The sequence below is a fragment of the Streptomyces sp. NPDC044719 genome, assembly GCF_056433405.1.
Genome location: NZ_JBWKHE010000003.1, coordinates 668,975 through 688,438, shown reverse-complemented (window position 1 = coordinate 688,438; position 19,464 = coordinate 668,975). Strand labels below are relative to the sequence as shown.

The window sequence follows — 19,464 nt, the reverse complement described above, 5'->3', positions numbered from 1 at the left end:
CGTCCCCCGGAACCGCAAGGCCCGCCCGCCGGCCGGACGGGCCTCGCGTGCACGGACCGCTCTCAGCCCAGGACCTGCGCCGCCGTCGGCGAGGAGTCCTTGAGGAACTGGGAGCAGCGCTCGTACTCCTCCTGCTCGCCGATCGTCTGCGCGGCACGGGCGAGGGCGTGCAGGGCCCGCAGGAAGCCGCGGTTCGGCTCGTGCTCCCACGGCACCGGGCCGTGGCCCTTCCAGCCGCTGCGGCGCAGCGCGTCCAGGCCGCGGTGGTAGCCCGTACGGGCGTACGCGTACGACTCCACGGCCGCGCCCCGCTCGAACGCCTCGTCGGCGAGCTGCGCCCAGGCGAGCGAGGAGGTCGGATGCGCGGCGGCGACGTCGACCGGCGCGGTACCCGACGCGAGCAGTTCCCGGGGGCCGGGGTCGTCGGGGAGATGGGTCGGGGGCGGACCCCCGAGAAGGTTCTCGTGAATGGACATGCCTCAAGTCTGAGGCATCAAGGACTGATGCGGCGCCGCGGACGGGGGTGGGTACACAACCCGGCGCTTCGAGGTGCTCGCCCCTGCTGCTGGGGCCGGGTGGGTCCGCAACCCGGCGCAGCGGGGTGCCTCCCCCACTCTCGGCTTCGCTCGAGCGGGGGGACCCCCACCGCCCACCCGTGCCGCCCCCAGCGGCACGCATGCCCGCAGGCTGGGTGCCCTACCCCAACCGCTTCCGCACCGGCTCCCCCTCCAGCGGCGGCGACACCACACCCCCGTGCCGCAGACACTCCGGCCGCTTGCACCCGGGCGGAGGCCTCCGCACCGTGGCCCCCGCGATCAACGCCCCCACCACCAGCGCCCCCGCACACCAGCCCATCGCCCGCCCGAACGCCGCGTCGAAGGCGGCCGGCTCCCGGTACGCCTCCTCCCCCATCCCCGCCAGCAGCGGCAGCGCCGCCACCGCCACCAGCCCCGCCGCCCGGGCCGCCGCGTTGTTGATCCCGCTGGCCAGCCCCGCCCGCGCCACATCCACGGACCCCAGCACCGTCGCCGTCAGCGGCGCCACCAGCATGACCATGCCCAGCCCGAGCACCAGCAGCGCCGGCAGCACATCGGCCCAGTAGGACGCGCCCGGCCCCACCCGCAGCATCAGCAGCATCCCGGCGGCGCACAGCAGCGGCCCCACCGTGAGCGGAATACGAGGCCCGATCCGGTCGGCCAGCTCACCGGACCGCGCCGACAGCAGCAGCATCAGCACGGTCGTCGGCAGCAGCGCGGTACCGGCCCCGAGGGCGGAGTAGCCCACGACGACCTGGAGCTGAAGAGCCGCGAGGAAGAAGAACCCGCCGAGGGCCGCGTACACACACAGCGTGACGATGTTGATCACCGTGAACTGGCGGGAGGAGAAGATGTCCGGCGGCATCATCGGGTCGGGCCGGCGCCGCTCGACGACCACGAACGCGACGGCCACGGCCACCCCGGCGACGGCCGTGACCGCCACCACCCAACCGCCGTCACCGGCCTCGATCAGCGCATACGTCAGCAGCGCCAGTGCCACCGCTCCCAGCACCGCGCCCAGCACGTCGAACCGGCCACGGGCCCCTTCACCGCCCGACTCGGGGACATGCCGCAGCGCCACCGGCACGCACACCAGCGCCACCGGCACGTTCAGCAGGAACACCCACCGCCAGCCCGGCCCGTCCACCAGCCAGCCGCCGACGAACGGCCCGACCGCCGCGCCGATGCCGCCGAAGCCGGACCACAGACCGACGGCCCGGCCCCGGTCGTCGGGATGGAAGGACGCCTGGATCAGCGCCAGCGACCCGGGGGTGAGCAGCGCGCCGCCCACTCCCTGCAACGCCCGCGCGGCGATCAGCGTCCCCGCGTCCGGCGCGATCCCGCACAGCAGGGAAGCGGCCGCGAACCACACCACACCGACGACGAACACCTTCCGGCGCCCGAAACGGTCCCCCAGCGCCCCGCCCAGCAGGATCAGCCCGGCCAGGGTGACCATGTACGCGTTGACCGTCCACTGGAGGGCGGACAGATTCGCGTCGAGGTCACGGCCGATGCGCGGCAGCGCGACATTGACGACGGTCGAGTCCAGCATGGCCATGCTGGAACCGAGGACGGTGGTGAGCAGGATCCATCGGCCCTGTGGGGAGGCCAGCCGGACATCGGGCATGCAGGGAGCATACGGAAGAGCCCGGCACCACAGGAGGTGCCGGGCTCAAGCCGTGCGAAAGCGACTTACTTGATCTTCGTGCCGGTGGAGCGGAGGTTGCCGCAGGCCTCGACGACGCGCTTGGCCATGGACGCCTCGGCCAGCTTGCCCCAGGTGCGCGGGTCGTAGGTCTTCTTGGAGCCGACCTCGCCGTCGACCTTCAGGACGCCGTCGTAGTTCTTGAACATGTGGTCGGCGACCGGGCGCGTGAAGGCGTACTGCGTGTCCGTGTCGATGTTCATCTTGACCACGCCGTTCTCCAGCGCGGTGAGGATCTCCTGCTCGGAGGAGCCGGAGCCGCCGTGGAAGACGAAGTCGAAGGGGGCGGCCTTGCCGTACTTGGCGGCGACGCCCTCGTTCAGCTCCTTCAGCAGCTCGGGGCGCAGGACGACGTTGCCCGGCTTGTAGACGCCGTGCACGTTGCCGAAGGACGCGGCGAGCAGGTAGCGGCCCTTCTCGCCCAGGCCCAGGGCCTCGACCGTGCGGATCGCGTCGTCGACCGTGGTGTACAGGGAGTCGTTGATCTCGTGCGAGACACCGTCCTCCTCGCCACCGGTCGGGGTGATCTCCACCTCGAGGATGATCTTGGCGGCGCGGGCGAGCTCCAGCAGCTCCTGGGCGATGGAGAGGTTGTCGGCCAGGGTCTCGGCCGAGCCGTCCCACATGTGGGACTGGAACAGCGGGTTCAGACCGGCCTCGACGCGCTTCTGGGAGAGCGCCAGCAGCGGACGTACGTACCCGTCGAGCTTGTCCTTCGGGCAGTGGTCCGTGTGCAGGGCGATGTTCACCGGGTACTTCTCGGCGACGATGTGCGCGAACTCGGCCAGGGCGACCGAACCGGTCACCATGTCCTTGTTGAACTGACCGCCCAGGAACTCGGCACCACCCGTGGAGATCTGGACGATGCCGTCGCTCTCCGCCTCAGCGAAACCACGCAGGGCCGCGTGCAGGGTCTGGGTGGAGGTCACGTTGATGGCCGGGTAGGCGAACTTTCCTGCCTTCGCCCGGTCCAGCATCTCGTTGTAGACCTCGGGAGTTGCGATGGGCATGCGTCCGCTCCTTGTATCTGCGGGTTGGGGTAATGCGTTCTTTACGGCCCTGACCTAGACCTTGGGATGCGACGTCATCGTCGGCCCCATCTTTCCAGACTTGGCCGGAAGGTCCAGGCCACCGTCCACGCCCTGGTCAGGTCCCGGTCAGTCCAGGCCCAGCTCGTCCTTGGAGAAGGCGAAGAGGTACGGCACCCCGGCCCCCTCCTGGATCTTCTCCGCGGCGCCGGTCGCCCGGTCGACGATCGTGGCGACGGCGACGACCTCGGCCCCGGCCTCGCGCACGGCTTCGACGGCGGTGAGCGGGGAGCCGCCGGTGGTGGAGGTGTCCTCGACGACCAGCACGCGGCGGCCGGCGATGTCCGGGCCCTCGACGCGGCGCTGCAGGCCGTGCGCCTTCGCGGCCTTGCGGACGACGAAGGCGTCCAGGCGCTTCCCGCGCGCGGCGGCGGCATGCAGCATGGCGGCGGCGACGGGGTCTGCGCCCATGGTGAGCCCGCCGACGGCGTCGAAGTCCAGCTCCGACGTCAGGTCCAGCAGCACCTGCCCGACCAGCGGGGCGGCCTCGCCGTCGAGCGTGACGCGGCGGAGGTCGACGTAGTAATCGGCCTCCAGACCCGACGACAGGGTCACCTTGCCGTGCACCACGGCCTTGTCCTTGATCTGCTGCAGCAGCGCGCCGCGTGTGTCCGTCATGCCGCCCAGCTTAGAGGCGGCGCCAGCTCCAGGTCGTCGAGGCCTCCAGCGGCTCCAGGGGCGTGACCAGGCGTGGCAGGGTGTTGAGGCCGTTGGGCGGTCCGGTCTGCGGCTCCACGCACACGGCGGCCTCCTGCTCGTCGTAGACGACGACCCACTCCTCGCGGCTCGCCACCTTCAGCTCCAGCTGCCCGGGCCAGGTCAGGGTGACGTCGACGCCGCCGGGCATCCCGAAGCAGTCGTCCCAGGGGCCGGGCTTCGGGTCGATCCGGTTGCCGGTGGGCAGGTGGTCGTCGCCGCGTTCCTCCTGCCAGGCGGGGTCGAAGTCGAGGGTCACGTCCTCGCCGCCGAGGTTGCGGTTGAACCAGGGGTGCCAGCCGATCTGCGCCGGGAAGGACGAGTCGTACGTCTCGACGGACATCGTCAGCGTCAGCGCGTCCTCGGCGAGGGCGACGACCTGGGTGACGCGGCCCGGGTGGGGCCAGGGGTCGACGAGTTCGTACGTGATGACGGCCTCGTCCGTGGTCGTGCGGGCGATGCGCCAGGCGTGGTCGCGGACGGTGCCGTGGATGGCGTGGGGCGGGGCGTTGAGCGGCAGCTGCCGCACGACGGCGCCGTCCATGAACCGGCCGTCGCGGACCCGGCCGCACCACGGCACCATCGGGAAGCAGCCGAAGCGCTCGCCCTGCCGGAGCATCTCCACGCCGCCGATCCGCAGCCCTCCGACCCGGCCGCCGTTGCCCGGCTGCACGGTCACCTCCGCGTCGCCCGCGGTCAGCGTGATGTCTTCGTCACTCACGGGTCGACCCTACTCGGGTGATCAAGAGGGCCTCACGCGGAACGGGGCGTTTCAGCGCCGTCGGCGCAGGGCCCGTACCGCCACGATGGCCGACGCCACCGCGAGCGCCGCCGCGGGCGCGGCCCAGCGCAGCGGGGCCGGGGGCGTCACGGTCTGCGGGGCGGGCACCGGCGCGTACCGCCCGCGAGGCGGGGCGTGATCGACCTCCTCGGCACTGCGCCCGATCATCGTCCGCCGCGCATGCGCCGCCTCGGCGATGGACTCGGCGTCCTCGTCCCCCTCGGCGGAGCGCCCGACAGGGGTGGGCGGAACCACGGGGGGCTCGGGGGCGGAGGGCTGGTCGTCGGGGACGGAGTCAGAACCCTCGTCGGCCGAACCGGGGGCGGGGCTCTCGCCGCCTGGGCCGGTGGCCGGACCCTCGCCACCAGGGCCGGTCGCCGGGCTCTCGCCGCCCGGACCGGAAGCCGGACCCTCGCCACGAGGGCCAGCGGCCCGGCCCTCGTCGCCCGGGCCGGTGGCTGGAGGCTTCCCGGCGGTCCCGGCGGTCCCCGAGGGCCCGGCGCCCTCGTCGTCGCCGGCCGCCGCCGTACCCCCGTCGGCCTTCGCCGTACCGCCGTCGGCCTTCGCCGGAGGCGGGGCCTCGTCGTCCGCGTCCGGGGTCGTTTCGTAGTCGGTCGTCGCCCGGGGTTCGAAGTCCTGCGTGGCGACGGACGTGGTCGTCTCCGGTGCCGCTTCGGCCAGGCTTTCCGCGAAGCGGTTCAGCAGCCGGACGACGGCTGCCTCCACCGCGTCGGCCGGCAGGTCCTTGATCCGCCCGTCCGCCGAGGCCGTGCCGTCGAACACGACCGTGCAGCCGTCCTCCGCCTCCCGCAGGCCGATGCGCAGTGCGAGCTTGACCGAGCCGCTGCCGCGCGACTCCTCCGCCTCGCCCTCCACCGCGTACGCCCCGTCGTCGCGCCGGGAGACCCGTACGGCACCCCGGTAGGTGACGGAGTGACTGCCGACGCGGATCTTCAGCCGCCCGGTGACGGGCTCGGCGCCGGCGTCCTGCTGGAGCCCGGGAACCACCCGGGCGACCCGCGCGGGGTCGTCCAGCACCTCCCTGAGCCGCTCGGCCGGAACCGGAACGAACACCTCGTGCTCCATGTCGACGGACTCTACCCAGCAGACGCGCAAACGCACCCCCACCTCCGGGATTCGCTCCGCATCCGGGTCCGCCCGGCGTATCCTCCGCGACCCCGCCCCGGCTCAGTACCGCGGATGCACCAGCGTCGAAGCGGGCAGCCCGGCGATCCGCGTCCGCCGCGCCGCCCGCTCCCCCGCCGCCAGGGACGCGTCCGTGAGGGTCCGCGGGCGCGGGCCGTCCGGGTCGAGCCGTGGCCGCGGGTCCGTGCGGGCGGCCAGGACGAAACCCCAGTCCCGGGGGGCCCGGGAGCGGTCGGCGGGTGTGCGGTCGGGTCCGACGGCGAATGCGGCTCGACGCCCGCCCGTGCCGTACGGGGCGGTACGGAAGCCGGCCGCGCGCACTGTCGCGTCCACCGTCCAGTACACCCGGGGGCTGGACGCGACCGGCCCGGCATGCACCACGAGCCGGCCGCCGGGGGCCAGCACGCGCCGCGCGAGGCCGTAGAACTCCTGCGAGTACAGCTTCGTACTCGCCGTGATCCCCGGGTCCGGCAGATCCGAGACGACCACGTCGTACGCCGCCGGGGGCGCTCCGCGCAGCCAGCCGAAGGCGTCCTGGATCGTCACGTGCGCGCGCGGGTCGCCGTAGGCGTGCCGGTTCAGCGCGGACAGGCCCGGGTCGGTGCGGGCCAGCCGGACCACCTCGGCGTCGAGTTCGACGACGTCGACCCGGTCCACGCCGGGGTGGCGCAGCACCTCGCGGGCGGCCAGGCCGTCCCCGCCGCCGAGGATCAGCACGCGCGCGTGCGGCCCGGTCATCGCGGGGTGGACGAGGGCCTCGTGGTAGCGGAGTTCGTCGCGTCCGCTGACCCGGAGCCGGCCGTCGAGGAACAGGTCGAGGGGCCGGCCGTGCGTACCGCCGGTGAGGACGACTTCGTGCACACCGGTCTGGAGCGCGACGCGGACGTCCCTGCCGTACATCGCCTGCCGGGCGGCCCGCTCGAAGTCGTCGACGAGGACGGCGGCCGAGGCGAGGATCGCGAGCACGAGGCCGTTGGCGAGCAGCAGCAGCCAGCGGGCGCGCCGGGTCAGGTCCCGGCGGAACAGCCCGAGCACCAGCGCCCCGCCGACGACGGCGTTGACGGCGCCGGTGAGCAGCGCGCCGGTCAGCTGGCCGAGGAACGGCAGCAGCAGGAAGGGGAAGGCGAGGCCGCCGACGAGAGCGCCGACGTAGTCCGCGGCGAACAGGTCGGCCACCGCGCCGCCCGCGTCCTGGCGGCGGATGCGCTGGATCAGCTCCATCAGCAGCGGGACCTCGGCGCCGATGAGCACTCCGGTCGCGAGGGAGAAGGCGACCAGGAGGCAGCGGGGGCCGCTCGCCCACATGCCGCCCCAGTCGCCGGTCCAGGCGAACACGGCGTACAGGGCCATCGCGCTGCAGCCGCCGACGAGCGCGAGGGTGGCCTCGACGGCGCCGAAACCGGCCGCGGCGAGCCCGCGCAGCCGCTTCGCGGCGAGGGAGCCGATGCCCATCGCGAAGACCATGACGGACAGCACGACGGACGCCTGGGTGACCGAGTCACCCATCAAGTAGGAGGCGAGGGCGACGAGTTCGAGCTCGTACACGAGTCCGCAGGCCGCACAGACGAACACGCCCGCGAGGACGAGGAACCGTCCGGTGCCCGGCCGGACGGGCAACCGCGCCGGGCCGCCGGGGCCGCTCGGGGCGCTCCAGGGCGGCGGGGAACCGGGCGGGGCGGGCGCGTGCGGCTCAATCACTCTGCGACGTTACGTCACGTCTCGACTGCGGTTCGTCACCCACACGTGTGGTGCTGGTTTACAGAGGACGGATACCGGTACGAGATTCAGTTCACCGCGGCCGCCGCCGACATCCGTACGCCGACTCTCGTACGGGTCGCCACCAACTGGCCGTCCTGCGGGTACGCGTGCCAGGTCCGCCAGTGCACCTGCCCCTCGTGGTGCTGGGCCAGCAGTGCCGTGAACGCGTGCGGGCTGCCGGGGAAGACGCCCACGAGGCCGTGCGGATGGTCGGAGACGAGGGCCAGCAACTCCTGGGCGCGGCCCTCGAAGGAGCCAGGCGAGAGCACCTCCACCCGGGCGGCGAACTCGTACTCCCAGTCGCCCACCCGCTTGGCGACGCCGAGCGGAAGCGGAGTGCTGCTGCCCGGGATGCACGCCACCGTCTCCGAGCAGATGCCCCGCTCCTCCTCCAGCAGGACCTGGTGGGACGCGCCGAGGAGTCGCAACTGCATTTTGGCGCCCATCAGTTCGAGGTCCATCTCGGCCAGTGCGGGAAGCGGCTCGCGCCCCAGCGCCCAGGCGAGATCGGCCGCGCGCGTGTCGGTGTAGGAGGTGTTCAGGGTCGTGAGCATGGATCGGCTCCGCAAGCACACAAGGAGAGGGAGGTGGTCCGCTGCGCCCGGTCGCACCGGGGGTTACGGCCCGGATCAACCCGGTCGGCCGGTTTCAGGAAGGTGTCCGCAGGGCGTCCGAGGGGCTGCGTCGGTGTGTTAGAGGGAATCATGAACTGTGGCGCCGCCACAGCGTTTTTACCCAAGTTCGTAGGGTTTCCATCCCTCAGAGGGCTCTACAGCTCAATTGTTCAACTACGGCGTGCGCCGGTGCCGGGGAGGCGTGCGCCGGGGCGCCGTGGCTCCCGCCCGGAGCTGCGGCGACCGGGTGTCCGGCCTTCCGGCCCGGTCCCGAAGTGGCCGTTTGACGGGCGCAGTTGCCGGAGTCACGCCTGGGTACGCCGTCCCATGGACGCGGTTGTCCTACAGGTATGCGAAGTCGCCTGAGACCTCGCGCGGTTGCGCGACACGCGTTCGACACATCCGCCGGACGGGAACTCCGGGTCCATCCACGGACCACGGCCGGGCACGGAAACGCGGGGCCCGCCCCAGATGCGGACCCCGCGTGTTCGGTGGTGCGGGCTTCCCCCGTGCGGCCCCCCGTGAGGCCCCCGTGAACTTCCCTTCCCCGTGGTCAAGACCTGCCGACTGCCGTCAGCTGCCTCCGCCGCCGCAGCCACCGCCGCCACCACCGCCACCACCGCAGGACGACCCGCCTCCGCAGGACGAGCCGCTGCTGCAGGACGAACCGGACGAGCCGGAGTCTCCCCCGCCGGCCCACCAGCTGCCGCTGCTGCTCGTCGAACCGGAGGACCCCCATGACCCGCGACGCGCCGACCGCCTGGAGCCGCCCCTGCGCACACCGGACACCAGCGCCGCGATCAGGACTACTGCGAACACCGCCAGGATGATGCCGATAACCATGGCGTCACCCTCCTTTCGTTTCCCCCGAAGCGGCCCCCCGTGGGCGCCTCGCTCTTGCGTGAACAGGGGATGCCCGGCCCCCGCACGGCCCAAAGCAGAGTTGAGGAAGTTCAGAGGCTTCTCGCAGGGTGACGGCACTGGCCTGGACAGAGCGATGGTTCAGGCTCCGAGGTGTGCCCCGTCGCCCGCGCCGAGCAGGGGGATCATGAGCCGGCGTTCGACAGCGGTGGGCAGGGACCACAGTTGGGCACGCCGCCTTTCGTCCTCCGTGCCCTGGCGGGCCGCGCGGCGGATACCGGGCACGGCCAGGGCCAGGGCGGCCAGCGACACGGCGAGCCCGGCCCCGAGGAGCACACCGGCCAGTACGGCGCCGTCCGCCAGGGCGAACGGAAGCGCGACCGCGAGGCAGAGCGTGCCGAGGCCGCCGAGGACGGACACCATCCACCACAGTGGCGTGAGCGGGTGCTCGTTGCGCAGGTGGTCGACCAACTGCCGGTCGGTGGGACGCCGCCGGGGGTGCTGTGCGGCGGCGATGAAGAGCTCGGCCCGCCCGCGCAGCGCCCACACGGCGTGCGCTCCGACCCATGCGACGGGGAGCACGAACAGCGTCACCAGCACCAGAGCCGCCTGGATCGCCCGCGGCACCGGCACCCACCCGGAGGCGTCGGCGACCACGGAGGCCACGGCGGCTCCCACGAGTACGGCACCCGCCACGCTCATGGCCACGAGCCATCGCCGGGCCCCGCGCACCCGAGCACTGAGAGGGAACTCGACCGCGTCCAACGTCTTCTCCATTCGATGACCGCGGGCACTCTACGCAGCCCTCCCCCGGCTCGGAAGCGGGGCCGCGGATGCCGGCGCAGGTGTTCGTCCGGGCTGGTGAGTTGAGGAACTCCGGAGCTTCGGCGGAGGATGGCCGGCATGACCTCCAGTGCGCGTCCCCTCCTCAATCGCCGGCTCGCCGAGTTCGGGACGACGATCTTCGCCGAGATGTCCGCCCTGGCCCTGAGCACCGGTGCCATCAACCTCGGGCAGGGTTTCCCCGACACCGACGGCCCCGAGGAGGTCAGGGAGGCCGCCGTACGGGCGCTGCGGGACGGCCGCGGCAACCAGTACCCGCCCGGCCCCGGCGTCCCCGAGCTGCGCGCCGCGGTCACCGCCCACCAGCAGCGTCGCTACGGCCTGTCCTACGACCCCGACACGGAGGTCCTGGTCACCGCGGGCGCGACCGAGGCCATCGCGGCCTCGCTGCTGGCCCTGGTGGAGCCCGGCGACGAGGTGATCGCCCTGGAGCCGTACTACGACTCGTACGCGGCGTGCATCGCGATGGCGGGCGGGCGCCGGGTGCCGGTCACCCTGCACGCGCGGGAGGACGAGGGGCGCTTCCGCCTGGACCTCGACGAACTGCGCGACGCCGTCACCGACCGCACCCGGCTGCTGCTGATCAACACCCCGCACAACCCGAGCGGCACGGTCCTCACCCGTGAGGAGCTGGCCGCGATCGCCGAGCTCGCGGTGGAGCGCGACCTGCTCGTGGTCACGGACGAGGTGTACGAGCACCTGGTCTTCGACGAGGCCGAGCACGTCCCGCTGGCGACGTTCCCGGGGATGCGCGACCGCACGGTGACCATTTCCAGCAGCGGGAAGACCTTCTCGTTCACCGGCTGGAAGGTCGGCTGGGTGACGGCCAGCCCGGAGCTGGTCACGGCGGTGCGCTCGGCGAAGCAGTACCTGACCTACGTCTCGGCGGGCCCGTTCCAGTACGCGGTCGCCGAGGCGCTGGCGCTGCCCGAGTCGTACTTCACGGCCTTCCGGGACGACATGCTGCTCAAGCGGAACCTGCTGGCTGCGGGCCTGGAGGAGGCCGGGTTCCGGGTGTTCCGCCCGTCGGGGACCTACTTCATCACCACCGACATCCGCCCCCTCGGCCAGTCGGACGGCTTCGGCTTCTGCCGCGCCCTGCCGGAACGGGCCGGCGTCGTCGCCATCCCGAACGCGGTCTTCTACGACCACCGCGAGGAGGGCGCCCCGTTCGTGCGGTTCGCGTTCTGCAAGCGGACGGGGGTGCTGGAGGAGGCGGCGAAGCGGCTCGGAGCGGCGTTCTAGGCGTAGGGGAGGCGTCAGGCCGGGCGGACCGCGCCCCTGATCGCCGACTGGCCGGCGAAGAACACCGATTCCTCACGGATGAGCGCTCCGGGACCCGGGGCGTGGATCATCATGCCGTCGCCGCTCCAGATGCCGACGTGACCGAGGTCGTCATGGAAGAAGACCAGGTCTCCGGCCTGGGCGTCAGCGAGCGAGACCTGCGTTCCCGCTTCCCACTGGGCCTGCGTGGTCCGGGGGAGCGTGACGCCGGCGGCCTTCCACGCGGCCTGGGTGAGACCGGGGGCGTCGTACGATCCCGGCCCGACCGCGCCCCATACACAGGGCCTGCCGGTCTGCGCCCGGGCGAAGGCGATCACCCGCTCGGCCCGGGTGCGGTGGCCGCTGTCCGGCGACAGCCATGGTCCGCCGTAGGCGCCGGGTGTGAACGTGGCGGAGGGGGCGGGGGCGGGGGCGGCCGTCGGCTCGGTGGGCGCTGCCGGAGCAGGAGCCGTCAGGGCGTCTGCCGGGACGTCCGGCAGACCGGCGGCATAGGTCGCGGTGGTCGGGCCGGCCGGTGGTTCGGACGTGTAGTGAGCGGTGGGATCGGCCAGCCAGCTGGTCGCCGTCGCGCCCGTCGCCGGACCCGCACCGTAGGCCTCCGTCCCGCTTGCCGGAAGATCCGCCCAGGGGGTACCCGCGGCCGGGCCCGGGACGGTGGGCAGCGTCATGGTGGACTGCGGGCCGGGCAGTGGGCCGGACAGTGGGTCGGGCTCCGCGGCAGGGGCTGCTACGGGCTCGTACAGCGGCCACGCCGCCGCGTCGTCGCCGCCGAGGACCGGTAGCGCGTCACCAGGCCGGGTGCCCTCGTCCCGCCAGGACCCGCCCGGCAGAGCCGGGGCGACACGCTGGGCGGGGATCTCCGGGAGGGATCCGGTGGCCAGTGGCTGAGCTGCTCCGCCAGTCAGCTCCCGCGCGACACCGGTGGGCGTCCTGGGCGCTTCGAGGGCGAGGGGTTCCGCGGGACGTTCCGCCGGGCGCACGGGTCGTACGGACTCGGATGCGCGGTCGGGACGGACCGGCGGCCTCCTGTCCGTCAGCGTCGCCGGCAGGGTCGGGCCCAAGGTGGCACGGGCGGAGTCGAACCACTTCCGGGCGAAGGATCCGGCCGCGGGGCTCGTGTCCTCCTGGGACGGGCCACGAGTGGCCGCGCCCCGCTGGCGCGGGATCGAAGCGGCGCGGGTCGCGTTGTATCTGCCCGTGTCGCTCTCGGCCCGGTCGTAGAGCTTGTCGACCCACCGCCGGACCTCGTCGGGGCTGGGGCCCTCGCTCTCACTCACCAACGGAGTTGACCTTGTTCGCGAAGTCGGTCGCTTCGGGGCGCGAGGTTCGTTCCGACGCCATGGAAAGGCGCTCCTTCCGTCCGAAAGCGCACGAGACCATCTGCCGATCGGTGGAAGTCGTGCGCGCAGCGGTCAACTTAGCAAACTTGTGAACCTTCCGTGAAGATCGAGCCCTGGGGAGGGACCGGGCCGGGTGTCACCGGTCGGCCAGGTGCCAGCCCATGAGGCCGGGCCGGGACAGGATGTCGGCGGCGGTCCGGGTGACCTCCGACGGGGTGGTTCCGGGCGGGGCCGTGAGGTGAAGGCGGGCGAGGTTCTCCTGGAACTCGCCTACCTCGGCATGCCATCCGGCCGGGAGCAGGGATACGAAACGGATCGCTGCCGTCTCTGGCGGCGCCCCGGACGGACCGGTGATCGACACCTGATGGGGGGAGTTCATGGACAGCTCCGCTGAAGAAGGGGAAGAGAGGCGGGTGAGGGCCGGGGCCGGCCTGCTCGGCAGGGCCGGCCGGCCACGGACACGGTCGAGGGTCCGTCAGTCGGAGGTGCCGCTCTTGGCGAGCCGGGCCACCACCACGAGGATCGCGACGGCGAGAGCGGCGCCGACGCCGTAGCGGACGCCGTCGGCGGTGTCGCTGGCGAACAGCGCTACCTCGGCGCCGGCGAGGACGGCCAGCAGGGCGGCGAGGGTGGTGGTGGAGCGGGAGGCGGTCATGGGATTTCCTTCCGGTGGGGGGTTGGGTTTCTGGCTGTGCCGGCGTGTGTGACCGGCGGTTCCGCTGGTGCGGGAAGGTCAGTCCGTCAGCTTCATGGCCTGGCGGAACGAGAGCTTGCGGTCGGTCTGGAGGAGCGCCCTGCGGTACACGCGCCCGCTCACCCCGACGATGAACACCGCGGCGGCGATGGACAGGACGAGCGCTGCGACCGGCTCCCACCAGGCGGTCTCCCCTGCCAGGACGCGTGCCGGCATGGTGACGGTCGAGGTCAGCGGGACGAACGAGAGGATCTCCCGCACACCGCCGGACACGGTGACACCGAGGATGAACACGAGCGCGGTGATCGCGTTCACCGGAGTCGTGGTGGACTGGATGTCCTCGCTCCGGGTGGCGAGCGCGCCCGCCGCGGCGAACAGACAGGCCAGGACCGCGATGCCCACCACGTAGAAGACGAGGAACCAGCCCAGGCCGGAGCTGATGTCGGCGAGGAACTCCTGCTCGCCCGTGACCATCAGGCCGCCGACGCCGACCAGGCAGAACAGCGCCATCTGGGCGAGCGCCAGGAGTGTGGAGCCGACGATCTTGCCGACGAGCAGGGACCGCAGCGGCACGGAGCTGGCGATGAGCTCGACGATGCGGTTCTGCTTCTCCTCCACGACGCTGGTCGCGAGCGCGGCACCGAGCAGGACCGCGGCCAGGTAGAAGAGGAAGCCGAAGAAGTACGTCGTCATCCGGACCGCGCCCTCGGGCGTCTTGTCCGCCGAGAGCAGGACGTGCTTGACCTCCGCCCCCTCGCTGAGGGCCCCCAGGCTGGTGCCCGCGGCCTGCGCGTTCCGGTCGAGGGCGCTCGTCTGCACCGCGGCGCCGATCCAGGTGGCGGCGATGTCGTTCTGCCCGGTGTCGCCGAGCAGGACCCAGCGACCGCCCTCGAACAGCAGCCCGGCCTCGACCTCACCGGACCGCACGGTCTCGCGCACCTGATCGGCGGACGACTTCTGCCGGACGGTGATCTCGACGTCCTGGTCCGCCCGGACGGCCAGTTGCTCGGCCTGGCCCGCGATCCGGCCGGCCTGCTGGTCGGCCACCGCGACGGTGATCTTCCCCATCGAGTCGGCCAGGTAGAGCTGGAGTCCGAGCGCGCCCACGATCAGGGCGAGGGTGACCAGCGTCGACACGAGGAAGCCGCGGTTGGTGAGCTTCACCGAGATCTCACGGGCGGCGACGATCCGCCAGGAGGCCGTCGTGGCCGCACGGGACGGGGTACCGGAAGCCGTGGGCGTGCCCTTCGGGCCGGGCGACGTCTCGGACCGGTGTTCGGGGTTCGAGGTCACGGTGCTCATGCGGAGGTCATCTCCCGGTAGACGTCGGCGATGCTGGGAACGAGGGGGGTGAAGGCGTGCACGGCTCCCCGGCTCAGAGCCTGGGTCAGGAGCGCGCCGGGATCGGCGTCGGCGGCCAGCTCGACGCGGGCTCCGTCGGGGAGTTCCTCGACGTCGGTCACGCCGGGTACGGCGCGGGCCCAGCCGGCGGGAGCGCCGGTGACCAGGTGGTACCGGGGCCTTTCGCGGTGACGGAGTTCGTCCGCGGTGCCCTTGCCGACGACGTGCCCGGAGGCCATGATCACCAGGTCGTCGCAGAGCCGCTCGACCAGGTCGAGCTGGTGGGAGGAGAACAGCACCGGGATGCCGGCGGCGGCGTACTCGCGCAGCAGCTCGGCCATCGTGTCGACGGCGTGCGGGTCGAGTCCGGAGAAGGGCTCGTCGAGGACGAGCAGCTTGGGCGAGCCGAGCAGGGCGGCCGCGATCTGCACGCGCTGCTGGTTCCCCAGGGACAGGGACTCCAGCCGGGACTGGCTCTTCTCGGCGAGCCCGAGGCGTTCGAGCAGTTCGAGGGTGTGACGGCGGGCGTCGGCGCTGCTCTGGCCCCGGAGCCGGGCCAGATAGACGAGCTGGCCGAGGACGGTCTGCTTGGGGTAGAGGCCCCGCTCCTCCGGCATGTAGCCGAAGTCCCTGCGGTCGGCGGCCGTGACGGGGGCACCGTCCCAGCGGATCTCGCCGCCGTTCGTGGCCAGTACGCCCATGATCATGCGCATGGTGGTGGTCTTGCCCGCGCCGTTCCCGCCGACGAACCCGGTCAACCGGCCTCTGGACACCCGGAAGGACACCTGGTCGACGGCACGGTGATCGCCGAAGTCTCGTACGAGTTCTTCCAGTTCCAGCATCCTGTGTCTTCTCTCAGCTCGGTTGATCGGTGGATCGGGGTGGGGGGAACGAGCGGCGGCTGACCCGCCGGGTCAGGGCAAGGGGTGCGGGGCCGCTTCCCGTGGGTCGTCCAGGCGGGCCGGGCAGCCGGTCCGTTCGGCCGCCGACGCCAGCCGGGGCAGGTGCCAGCTCCACGGATGCGACTCGTCCATCCGCAGGTTCTGGTAGCCGGGGGCCAGCACCTTGACGACGTGCCAGCCCATGGCGGCGACGGCCCGTGGAAGGCGCGGGGTGAGGTCGACGGCGAGGAGGCCCGCGCCGTCGGCGGTCAGGGCCCGCCGGATCTCCTCCGCCCCCAGGTCCGGCGTGGGCGGGGTGGCCGGAAGCGTGCTCGGCTCCTGGAAACCCGCGACCCAGTCGCGCACGGCCCGATAGGCGGGGCCGGTCAGCATGTGGGCGAGCCGGTCGTGCTCCGTCACGATCGGGCCGAGGTGTCCCATCTCGCCCTCCGCGGCCAGCGCCCGCAGGGCGGCCCGTACCTGCCACGCCTCCTGGAACGCCTTGGCGGCGGCTTCGGCCGGCCGGGTCGCCGCCTTCATGCCGACGGTGGCCAGGGCGCCCGGGCCCTCCGGGTCGATCAGGCAGGCGGTCATGCACCAGAGCCCCGGTACGGCGGTGGGGATGCGGGCGAGGACGGGGGTGAGCCCCGCCGCGCGTGCCCGCTCCCACACCGCCCGGAGCCCGGTGTCGGCGGGCGAGGGGAGGTACGTCGGCAGGCGCAGCTGCCGGCCCCAGGCGACGGTGAGGGCGTCCCGTTCCGTCACCTCGGTCATCGCGGCGGCGAGAGCGGTCTCGTGGCTCGCGCCGGCCGCCGCACCGGACGGGCTCGGGTCGAACAGGTCGGCCCGGCCGGCGGGCCAGTCGACGAGGTCCGCGGGGACCAGGACGGGGGCGTCCGAGTCCATGTCGCGGGCCTCGTACCAGGACAGGACGGCCGCCTCGGCGTCCGGGTGGGACAGGGCGTGGTGCGGGTGGTGTGCGTACAGCGTCGTCCCGTCCAGGCCTGCCGCGGTGCCCGAGCGGGCGGGGTGGGCGACCGAGGGGTGCAGGGCGCGACGCTCTACGGCCTCACCCGCTCCCCGCAGCAGGGCGTCGACCCGGGAGGTGCCACTGGCCCCGGCGAACCGGGCGGACAGCGGGAGGTCCAGGAGGGCGGCGCCCGGGCCGACGGTGGCGGTGCGGCCGGCGGACCCCGCCGGACCCGAGGGCCCGGCCGAGGCCGCGGACGCCGCGGAGCTCACCGTGCGGGTGAACCCCTCCACCGGCTGGAGTTCGACCGCGCTGCTCCACAGCGGATCGTCGTCGTGCGGGGGCGTCACCGCGTAGCGCAGGGCGATGCCCGACGCGGGGGCGAGGGTGGTCGGGATGTCGATCACCGTCGCGCCTCGACGACCGCGGGTGCCAGGAAGGGCAGGGCCGGGGCGCCGTCCCGCAGGGCGGCGAGGGCCAGGAGGACACCCGCCGAGCCGGTGCCCAGGTCCGTGGAGAGGCGGTAGCCGTAGTTGCCGAGGAAGTCGACGCGCCCGGGTTCGGCGGCGATGGCCTCCCAGCCGAGGGCTTCGAGGTGGAAGCCCAGGACGTCCCGCTCGGACGTGCTGCCGCCGTCCTGGAGGGCGAGGATCTCGCCCGCACGTCCGTGCAGCAGGCCGCACGAGGTGGCGAAGCCGCCCCGCCGCAGCTCCACGAGCCGGTTCACCGCGGTGCGCAGCCGCTCGTCGCCGGGGGTGTGCCGGAGCACGGCCCGCAGGACGAGCACGATCCCGGCGGAGCCCTCGAGGCCTGGGCTGAGGAAGCGGTCGTCGAAGTCGGTGCGCTCGATGAGCTCCAGTTCCGCGTGGAGTTCGGCCACGGCCCGCTCCAGCAGGTCGGTGCGGCCGGTGTGTTCGTACAGGCGCAGCAGGAGCAGGGCGCTGCCGCAGCGGCCGTGCAGCAGTCCGATGCGCTGGGGCGCCGGGGCGTCGGGCAGCCGGTCGGCGAGCTGAAGCGCCTGGCGCAGGCCCTGGTCGTCCCCCCGCCGGGCGGCCAGGTGCAGTGCCGTCAGTCCGAGGCCGGAGAGGCCGGTCGCCAGGGTCGTCGACACGTTGGCGTCGCATCCGGCGAAGGCACGGTCCATGACCGCGTCGGCGGCGTCGGCATGGCCGAGCTCGTCCAGGGTGTACGCGATGCCGGCGAGGCCGGTGAAGAAGCCGGGGCCGTCGCCGGTGACCTGCCCGGCCTGGTCGAGCAGCCACTCGACGTGCCCGGCGGGCACCTCGGCACCGGCGCGGTGCAGGGCCCAGAGCACGCCGGCCGCGCCGTACGCGAAGGTCACGCCGCCGTCGGCGACGATGAACTGCGAGACGTCGCCGGGGTAGAGGCGGTCGGTCCGCTCGGGGGTGGCCGCCTCGACGATGGAAGCGGCGATGTTCGCGATCAGGTTCCCGGTCTCCTCCCCGGCGGCGGGCCAGCGAACGCCGAACTCCGTTCGCGCGCCCAGGACATCGTCGCCGAGGCCGCGCTCGATCTGCCGGGCGAAGGACTCGGAGAGGGGGAAGTCACGAACCGCCGCGTCGATCAGGGTGCGGATCTTCTGGGTGCCCCACGGCACGACGTGCGGCATGGGGACGAACATGGTCAGCCGGAGCACGTCGAGCGCGAACAGGTCGACGGCGGGGCCCCGGAGGTGGTCGGGGGCCCGGAAGCCGAGGGAGCCCATGGCCTGCCCGCGCATCTCCTCGGCGGGGGTGGCGGTCTCCATGTCGATGAAGGCGACGGTGTCGTCGGGGCACACGAGGATGTTGCCCGGGTGCAGGTCGCCGAAGACCACACCGCGTTCGTGCATGGCGGCCACGGCCTCGGCGACCTGGTCGATGATGTGCAGCGCCCAGTCCGCGTACTGCGCCCGGGCCCGCGGCGTGTTGTCGGTGGTGCCGTAGGGGTGGCGAAGTCGTACGAGTTCCGTGAGCGGAGTGCCGTCGACGAAGTCGCGGGCCAGGAAGTGGTGTTCGTTTCCCTTGCGTACGTCCCTCAGGGCGGGGACGGCCGCGAGTCCGGCGAGCTGGGACAGCGCCCACTGCTCGCGGTCGAGGCGGGCGACGGCGTCGTCCCCGGCCGCGTCGAGGCCGGCGAACGGGCGGGCCTCCTTGAGCAGGACCTCGCTGCCGTCGCGCTTGTCGACGGCGCGGTAGACGCCGCCGCCGTTGGAGAAGTGCAGGGCCTTGTAGACACGGAAGGGGAAGTCGCCGAGGGTGCGGGCGCGCCGTTCGGCGAGTGCCTCCTGCAGGAAGGAGGGGATCGTGACCCAGGAGGGGGTGTGGAACCCGGGGCGCCGCTCGTCGGGGACGAGTTCGCCGTCCGGGGTGGTGATCGCGGGGGTGAGGGTCCCGTCCTTGAGGCGGGTGGTCTTCAGTACGAAGCCCCCGTACCGCACGTGCAGCGGGCCCTCCCGCCAGCGCAGATCGCTCAGGATCGAGGGAGCGCGGGTGCCTCCGACGAGCTGCTCCAGGTCGTCCAGGGCCTGCTTCAGCTCCGTCTCGTCAGCGGGGTAGATGGTGATGAACTTGCCGCTGGCGCTGCGGTCTCCGTACTTGCTGCCCCGGCGGGCGAGCGTCTCCGGGTCGGATATGTACTTGTACATCAGCCCGTGCTCGACGCAGTACGGTGCGACGGTGTCGAGGAGTCCGGCCGCGTTGTCGGGGGACGCCGCGACGTGGATCTTCCACCCCTGGTCGGGGACGCCGGCGTCGGGTGGGGAGCAGACCGTCCACTCCCGTCCCCGGGTGGCCGTCCAGCCCTGGGGCAGGTTCCGGCCCTCGTGGAAGTCCGCGCCGACGGACTCGGTGGCGGGCGCGTCGTAGAAGAGCGAGTCCGCGCGGCAGAAATTGATGAACCGGGTGTCGAGCACGGTGTCTCCAGG

General features: G+C 72.9%; 18 protein-coding genes. 1 reads left to right on the top strand and 17 read right to left on the bottom strand.

Features of this window, described 5'->3' with window-relative positions; all coding sequences use genetic code 11:
* Nucleotides 1–62 precede the first annotated feature (62 nt).
* The 10 genes from AC07DF_RS14630 to AC07DF_RS14585 form a co-directional block, all read right to left on the bottom strand.
* Nucleotides 63–476, bottom strand: a complete 414-nt coding sequence (locus AC07DF_RS14630) for a DUF3151 domain-containing protein (RefSeq protein ID WP_184594398.1) — start codon at nt 474–476, stop codon at nt 63–65.
* A gap of 220 nt (nt 477–696) precedes the next feature.
* A complete protein-coding gene (locus AC07DF_RS14625; RefSeq protein WP_478970524.1) occupies nt 697–2,163 on the bottom strand; it encodes an MFS transporter in 1,467 nt (488 codons plus the stop codon).
* Nucleotides 2,164–2,228: 65 nt separating this feature from the next.
* Nucleotides 2,229–3,251, bottom strand: a complete 1,023-nt coding sequence (fbaA, locus tag AC07DF_RS14620; RefSeq protein WP_478970522.1) for a class II fructose-bisphosphate aldolase — start codon at nt 3,249–3,251, stop codon at nt 2,229–2,231.
* 147 nt (nt 3,252–3,398) lie between these two features.
* Nucleotides 3,399–3,947, bottom strand: a complete 549-nt coding sequence (pyrE, locus tag AC07DF_RS14615) for an orotate phosphoribosyltransferase (protein ID WP_478970520.1) — start codon at nt 3,945–3,947, stop codon at nt 3,399–3,401.
* A gap of 10 nt (nt 3,948–3,957) precedes the next feature.
* The gene (locus tag AC07DF_RS14610) at nt 3,958–4,746 is read right to left on the bottom strand and encodes an aldose epimerase family protein (RefSeq protein WP_478970518.1); all 789 of its coding nucleotides are present in this window, start codon (nt 4,744–4,746) and stop codon (nt 3,958–3,960) included.
* Between the two features lie 51 nt (nt 4,747–4,797).
* A complete protein-coding gene (locus tag AC07DF_RS14605; protein WP_478970516.1) occupies nt 4,798–5,892 on the bottom strand; it encodes an SRPBCC domain-containing protein in 1,095 nt (364 codons plus the stop codon).
* A 102-nt stretch (nt 5,893–5,994) separates the two neighbouring features.
* On the bottom strand, nt 5,995–7,650 hold the full coding sequence (locus tag AC07DF_RS14600) for a polyamine aminopropyltransferase (protein ID WP_478970514.1): 1,656 nt from the start codon (nt 7,648–7,650) through the stop codon (nt 5,995–5,997).
* Nucleotides 7,651–7,736: 86 nt separating this feature from the next.
* Nucleotides 7,737–8,264, bottom strand: coding sequence for a DUF2617 family protein (locus AC07DF_RS14595; protein ID WP_478970512.1), 528 nt, complete (start codon nt 8,262–8,264; stop codon nt 7,737–7,739).
* A 633-nt stretch (nt 8,265–8,897) separates the two neighbouring features.
* Nucleotides 8,898–9,167 (bottom strand): hypothetical protein, encoded by a 270-nt coding sequence (locus AC07DF_RS14590; RefSeq protein WP_478970510.1) that lies wholly within the window; start codon nt 9,165–9,167, stop codon nt 8,898–8,900.
* 159 nt (nt 9,168–9,326) lie between these two features.
* Entirely contained in the window at nt 9,327–9,962 is a 636-nt protein-coding gene (locus tag AC07DF_RS14585; RefSeq protein ID WP_478970508.1) for a hypothetical protein, read from the bottom strand.
* 117 nt (nt 9,963–10,079) lie between these two features.
* Here AC07DF_RS14585 and AC07DF_RS14580 point away from each other — a divergent pair, with 117 nt between their 5' ends.
* Entirely contained in the window at nt 10,080–11,273 is a 1,194-nt protein-coding gene (locus tag AC07DF_RS14580) for a pyridoxal phosphate-dependent aminotransferase (protein WP_478970506.1), read from the top strand.
* Nucleotides 11,274–11,287: 14 nt separating this feature from the next.
* Here the strand turns inward: AC07DF_RS14580 and AC07DF_RS14575 are convergent, their stop codons facing one another.
* From AC07DF_RS14575 to lanKC, 7 genes are all read right to left on the bottom strand, one after another.
* Nucleotides 11,288–12,589: a C40 family peptidase gene (locus AC07DF_RS14575; RefSeq protein WP_478970504.1), complete on the bottom strand. Its 1,302-nt coding sequence runs from the start codon at nt 12,587–12,589 to the stop codon at nt 11,288–11,290.
* 199 nt (nt 12,590–12,788) lie between these two features.
* Complete coding sequence (locus AC07DF_RS14570) at nt 12,789–13,031, bottom strand: hypothetical protein (protein WP_478970502.1); 243 nt, start codon at nt 13,029–13,031, stop codon at nt 12,789–12,791.
* Nucleotides 13,032–13,127: 96 nt separating this feature from the next.
* Nucleotides 13,128–13,307, bottom strand: a complete 180-nt coding sequence (locus AC07DF_RS14565) for a hypothetical protein (protein WP_478970500.1) — start codon at nt 13,305–13,307, stop codon at nt 13,128–13,130.
* A 78-nt stretch (nt 13,308–13,385) separates the two neighbouring features.
* Nucleotides 13,386–14,648, bottom strand: coding sequence for an ABC transporter permease (locus AC07DF_RS14560; RefSeq protein ID WP_478970498.1), 1,263 nt, complete (start codon nt 14,646–14,648; stop codon nt 13,386–13,388).
* Nucleotides 14,645–15,529, bottom strand: a complete 885-nt coding sequence (locus AC07DF_RS14555; RefSeq protein ID WP_478970496.1) for an ABC transporter ATP-binding protein — start codon at nt 15,527–15,529, stop codon at nt 14,645–14,647. Before AC07DF_RS14555 ends, AC07DF_RS14560 begins: the two co-directional genes overlap by 4 nt.
* 72 nt (nt 15,530–15,601) lie before the next feature.
* A complete protein-coding gene (locus AC07DF_RS14550; RefSeq protein WP_478970494.1) occupies nt 15,602–16,945 on the bottom strand; it encodes a YcaO-like family protein in 1,344 nt (447 codons plus the stop codon).
* Nucleotides 16,942–19,452, bottom strand: a complete 2,511-nt coding sequence (lanKC, locus tag AC07DF_RS14545) for a class III lanthionine synthetase LanKC (protein WP_478970492.1) — start codon at nt 19,450–19,452, stop codon at nt 16,942–16,944. Before lanKC ends, AC07DF_RS14550 begins: the two co-directional genes overlap by 4 nt.
* Nucleotides 19,453–19,464: the final 12 nt, after the last annotated feature.

Excerpts from the sequence above, each read along its gene's own strand:
- AC07DF_RS14565 (WP_478970500.1), bottom strand. The coding sequence starts at position 13,307 with ATGACCGCCTCCCGCTCCACCACCACCCTCGCCGCCCTGCTGGCCGTC.
- AC07DF_RS14580 (WP_478970506.1), top strand. The coding sequence starts at position 10,080 with ATGGCCGGCATGACCTCCAGTGCGCGTCCCCTCCTCAATCGCCGGCTC.
- AC07DF_RS14605 (WP_478970516.1), bottom strand. The coding sequence starts at position 5,892 with ATGGAGCACGAGGTGTTCGTTCCGGTTCCGGCCGAGCGGCTCAGGGAG.
- AC07DF_RS14595 (WP_478970512.1), bottom strand. The coding sequence starts at position 8,264 with ATGCTCACGACCCTGAACACCTCCTACACCGACACGCGCGCGGCCGAT.
- AC07DF_RS14585 (WP_478970508.1), bottom strand. The coding sequence starts at position 9,962 with ATGGAGAAGACGTTGGACGCGGTCGAGTTCCCTCTCAGTGCTCGGGTG.
- AC07DF_RS14555 (WP_478970496.1), bottom strand. The coding sequence starts at position 15,529 with ATGCTGGAACTGGAAGAACTCGTACGAGACTTCGGCGATCACCGTGCC.
- AC07DF_RS14590 (WP_478970510.1), bottom strand. The coding sequence starts at position 9,167 with ATGGTTATCGGCATCATCCTGGCGGTGTTCGCAGTAGTCCTGATCGCG.
- fbaA (WP_478970522.1), bottom strand. The coding sequence starts at position 3,251 with ATGCCCATCGCAACTCCCGAGGTCTACAACGAGATGCTGGACCGGGCG.
- AC07DF_RS14570 (WP_478970502.1), bottom strand. The coding sequence starts at position 13,031 with ATGAACTCCCCCCATCAGGTGTCGATCACCGGTCCGTCCGGGGCGCCG.
- pyrE (WP_478970520.1), bottom strand. The coding sequence starts at position 3,947 with ATGACGGACACACGCGGCGCGCTGCTGCAGCAGATCAAGGACAAGGCC.
- AC07DF_RS14625 (WP_478970524.1), bottom strand. The coding sequence starts at position 2,163 with ATGCCCGATGTCCGGCTGGCCTCCCCACAGGGCCGATGGATCCTGCTC.
- AC07DF_RS14630 (WP_184594398.1), bottom strand. The coding sequence starts at position 476 with ATGTCCATTCACGAGAACCTTCTCGGGGGTCCGCCCCCGACCCATCTC.
- AC07DF_RS14560 (WP_478970498.1), bottom strand. The coding sequence starts at position 14,648 with ATGAGCACCGTGACCTCGAACCCCGAACACCGGTCCGAGACGTCGCCC.